The organism is candidate division KSB1 bacterium, from assembly GCA_034505495.1.
In the GTDB taxonomy this organism is placed as follows: domain Bacteria; phylum Zhuqueibacterota; class Zhuqueibacteria; order Residuimicrobiales; family Krinioviventaceae; genus Fontimicrobium_A.
Map to the genome: position 1 here is coordinate 1 of JAPDQV010000068.1, position 3713 is coordinate 3713.

At 52.9% G+C, this 3713-nt stretch carries 4 protein-coding genes and 1 tRNA gene; 3 read left to right on the plus strand and 2 right to left on the minus strand.

Annotated features, from left to right (window positions below; translation table 11 throughout):
- Window positions 1-338, plus strand: a 338-nt coding sequence (locus tag ONB24_15085; GenBank protein ID MDZ7317435.1) for a hypothetical protein, incomplete at its 5' end; no start/stop codon positions are given.
- A gap of 120 nt (window positions 339-458) precedes the next feature.
- Here the strand turns inward: ONB24_15085 and ONB24_15090 are convergent.
- Together ONB24_15090 and ONB24_15095 are read right to left on the minus strand one after the other, a co-directional pair.
- Window positions 459-533 (minus strand) — tRNA-Pro (locus ONB24_15090).
- Window positions 524-943, minus strand: a complete 420-nt coding sequence (locus tag ONB24_15095) for a MerR family transcriptional regulator (GenBank protein MDZ7317436.1) — start codon at window positions 941-943, stop codon at window positions 524-526. The genes ONB24_15090 and ONB24_15095 overlap by 10 nt, the downstream gene beginning before the upstream one ends.
- Window positions 944-1174: 231 nt before the next feature.
- On the opposite strand from ONB24_15095, the gene ONB24_15100 reads away from it, so the two are divergent.
- Together ONB24_15100 and ONB24_15105 are read left to right on the plus strand one after the other, a co-directional pair.
- The gene (locus ONB24_15100; protein MDZ7317437.1) at window positions 1175-2371 is read left to right on the plus strand and encodes an SMP-30/gluconolactonase/LRE family protein; all 1197 of its coding nucleotides are present in this window, start codon (window positions 1175-1177) and stop codon (window positions 2369-2371) included.
- A 9-nt stretch (window positions 2372-2380) separates the two neighbouring features.
- On the plus strand, window positions 2381-3713 hold a 1333-nt coding region (locus ONB24_15105; protein MDZ7317438.1), incomplete at its 3' end, for a sulfatase.

Here is a 3713-nt window from a genome sequence, read left to right on the forward strand (position 1 = left end):
GGTTGTGGCTGGATGTCAATCATTTTGTCTTGTCGGTGGTCATTGTTTTGACCGGACTGTTTGCCGTAGCTTACCGCATCCGACACAGCATGACCAAACAACGACCGCATGCGGCGCTGTCTGCCTGGACGAATCTTTTGTTGATTTTTCTCCTTACGGTCATGGTTTGTGGAATTTTGATGATCGTCAAAATACCGACCCTTGAACGCGTTACCCGCTGGGCATACTCTATGTTCGATTTGTCTCTGCTGATAATTTTGCTCGGTGCATTGTTTACTTTTTATCCGCCGATATTGCAAAGGGCAGTTCGACGGCATCGATCATACAAATCCCTATAACGGCAAAGGCTAAATGAAACGCCGATTCGGCAACACCTTTTGAATAGGATAAAGGAGGGCTGCGGCGGTCAAGTTAAAAAAGAAAAGGCCTGCTGATAAAGCAGGCCTTCTATTTTTGCGTCGGGGCGAGAAGATTTGAACTTCCGACCCCTTGACCCCCAGTCAAGTGCGCTAACCGGACTGCGCTACGCCCCGATGCTTTCCGAGCCCTCTTTTTCTTCAATACGGGACTCGCTCTCTGTCGCGTTCTGCTGCAAAATTTCCAAGCACTCTTTCAAGCCGGCGTAAATTTCATCCAAAATGCCGTTTCCGGCAGGTTCTCGGAAGATCGACAGCTGCCCGTTCAATTCATTGTTCTGCCGCATTTCGCGCAGTTTTCTTCGGGCGCCTTCGATCGTATATCTATCCTCGTACAGAAGTCTCTTGATCGCAAAAATCAGTTGGATATCGCTCTTTTTATAGATGCGATTGCCGGCCCGATTTTTATTGGGCTTGAGTTCCGGAAACTCACTTTCCCAATAGCGCAGGACATACGGTTTTAACCCTGTTATTGCGCTGACCTCGGCGATTGAATAGTACAATCGCCTGATCGCTTGCTCTTCCATGCGCCGCCTCTGACGAGGTTCTGCTGCAGAACAACAACTGAAAATAACGAGAAACAATGAAAAACGCAAGCGCGAAATTTTTCACCAGCCCTCCTGAACTTATCACAAACGACCGTTTGCAACCTTTCCCTATCGGCTGCGCTCCTGGATGATTTTTTACGATTTTTATTTTGCGATTGCTGCATAAAATTTGTAAAAAAGAATGCATGAATCAGAAAAGAAAGGGCAAGCATGAAAATCTGTAGGGCGTTATCTCCATTTCTTGTTTTTGCACTGACCTCTGCGCCGCTTTTCGGTCAGTCTCCCGTCCCGACCGACGCGATACTCGACAAGATCGCAACCGGCTTTCAATTCGTAGAAGGCCCCCTTTGGCATCCGCAGGGATTTTTGATCTTTTCCGATATTCCGGCCAGTACGGTCTATCAATGGAATCCTGTTGACGGGAAGATAAATATTTTCTATAGTCCTTCCGGAAATTCCAACGGTTTAGCCCTGGACCTTCAGGGGAATGTTTTACTGTGCCAGCACGGCCTGCGCCGAGTGTCGCGGCTGAACCCCGACGGTACCGAGACCGCTTTGGCGGAGCGGTATCAGGGCAAGCGCCTCAATAGTCCCAATGACCTGGCGGTCAAGAGAGACGGTTGGATCTATTTTACCGATCCCCCTTACGGCATAAATGCTCCGCAGGAAGAGCTCAAATTCTATGGTATCTTTTGTTTGTCTCCTCAGGGAGATTTGATCCTACTGGATAAATCGCTTACCCGACCCAACGGCATCTGCTTTTCGCCGGATGAAAAAAAGCTTTACGTCAATGACTCGCAGGCGCTGCGCATTTACGTATGGGATGTCAAAGAAGATCATACGATTGCCAATAAAAAGCTCTTTTACGCCATGACCGGCAGCGGCGCCGCGGACGGCATGAAAACGGACACGGAAGGCAAACTATACTGCAGCGGTCCTGGCGGAGTGTGGATTTTTTCGCCTGACGGAAAAGTAATCGATAAAATCAAAGTTCCTGAAACGGTAACCAATCTGAATTGGGGCGATGCGGATTATCGCACCCTTTACATTACTGCTGGCGTTTCCGTCTACTCGATTCGCCTCGATGCCGTGGGTGCGGGCATTCAGGAGACACCGCCTTCCGCCCTGAAAGGCTTTGAGCTGCTGCCGAACTATCCCAATCCGTTCAACTCCGGCACCACGCTGTCATTTCGACTGGATCAGACTGCGCATGTCTCTCTCTCGATCCATGACGCTCTCGGGCGTGAAGTCAAGTCGTTGCAAAACGGCTTTATGCCCGCCGGTCTGCATCGTTTTGAGTTTCCGGCAATCGACGGCGACGGCAATCCGCTGCCGACGGGCATCTATTTCTCTCGGCTGCAGGTGGAACAAGAAATCCAAATGAGGAAGATGGCCCTTATTCGATAAGGAGGAATTATGGCGGCCTCTCGTCGTCAATTTCTCAAGATGGCCGGCGCAGCAGCCGTTGCGGGGGGCGCCTGGATAACCTGTAGGGAACCGGAACGCCCCAACATCCTGTGGATCACCAGCGAAGACAACAGCCCTCTCTTCGGCTGTTACGGCGACACCTTTGCCACAACGCCGAACTTTGACCGGCTTGCCAAAGAAAGCGTCGTATTCGATAACGCTTTTGCCACCTCTCCGGTTTGCGCGCCGGCGCGCAATTGCCTGGTCACCGGCGTCTATCCGGCGAGCACCGGCACCGAGCCCATGCGCAGCCGCTACCCGCTGCCGACGTTTATAAAGCCCTATCCGCTTTATCTGCGCGAGGCCGGATATTACTGCACGAACAATGTCAAAACCGATTACAATTTTCTCGGCGACGATGCCTCTTATTGGGATGAATGCAGTACAACCGCGCATTACAAAAATAGACCGGCAGGCAAGCCGTTCTTTGCCGTTTTCAATTTCACCATCAGCCACGAGCATACGCTGCACACCAGCATACCCGCCGAACAGTTGCGCCATGATCCGGCCAAGGTCAAGCTGCCGCCCTATCACCCCGATACGCCCGAAATTCGCCATGACTGGGCGCAGTATTACGACCAAATTCAGGCCCTTGACGAACAGGTGGGCAGAGTTCTCAAAGAACTGGAGGAAAACGGCCTGGCGGAGGATACGATCGTGTTCTATTACGGAGACCACGGCGGCGTCCTGCCGCGCAGCAAGCGCTTCCTTTATGAAACCGGTCTGCGCGTGCCGATGATGATCCGTTTTCCGCAAAAATATCAGCACTTGGCACCCGCGCGTCCTGGACAGCGCATCGATCAGCTCATTACTTTTGCCGATATACCCAAATCGCTGCTCAGCCTGGTCGGTATTCGGCCGCCGGAATACATGCAGGGGCATGCTTTTCTCGGCAGGTACAAGGACAAACCGCGCCGCTACGCGCTGGCTTTTCGCAGCCGCATGGACGAGCGCTATGACCTCAGCCGCTCCCTGCGCGACAAAAGATTCCGCTACACGCGCCATTTTAACCCGCACCGTCCCTTGGGGCAGCATTTGGAATACCTGTGGCGCATGCCGGCGACGCGCTCATGGGAAGCCGAGTACCGCGCCGGCCGCTGCAACGAGGTGCAAAGCCGATTCTGGCGGCCTAAACCGGCTGAAGAGCTGTATGATGTCGTCAATGATCCTTGGGAGGTCAACAACCTGGCCGGCAATCCGCAGTACGCCGAGGTGCTGCAGAGAATGCGCGCCGACCTGCGCGCGTGGATGCTGGAGGTTCGCGACGCCGGTTTTCTGCCCG